Origin of the sequence: Candidatus Symbiopectobacterium sp. 'North America' (assembly GCF_015762685.1) — a bacterium.
Taxonomy (GTDB): Bacteria; Pseudomonadota; Gammaproteobacteria; order Enterobacterales; family Enterobacteriaceae; genus Symbiopectobacterium.
Genome location: NZ_PEHF01000121.1, coordinates 1 through 411, shown reverse-complemented (window position 1 = coordinate 411; position 411 = coordinate 1). Strand labels below are relative to the sequence as shown.

Below are 411 nucleotides of genomic sequence, written 5' to 3'. Positions count from 1 at the left end.
TAACGGGATGGTTTTCATTTCCAACTGGCGTGTTTTATCTACGACGGCACAGAGCATTTTCGCTACATGGAAGTGGTCGAACGCGATCTTCTCCACCGCGTTAGGCAGATGGAGCCGCGCTGCACTTATATAAGCTGGATTCATGTCCATCGACAGGGTTTTAATGGATTCGACCTGGCGGTCACCCAGACTCCGGAGATAGCCAGCAAGACTTTCAACACCGCGATCATCTTTGAGTTCCAGTGCCTGTCCCTGAGTATCAGAGATAACGGTGACGTACTGATGCCCCTTTTTGAAAGCGACCTCGTCAACACAGAGATGACGTGCGGCCTGAGGCGTTTTTCGACCGGCCAGTCCACGCTTAACCGCCCGTTGCATAATGTTATCGACAGCATTCCAGCTCAGCCTCAG

General features: G+C 52.1%; 1 protein-coding gene. It reads right to left on the bottom strand.

Annotated elements, in window-relative coordinates; all coding sequences use genetic code 11:
* On the bottom strand, positions 1-411 hold a 411-nt coding region (locus tag CS369_RS22565; protein ID WP_196908786.1), incomplete at both ends, for a transposase.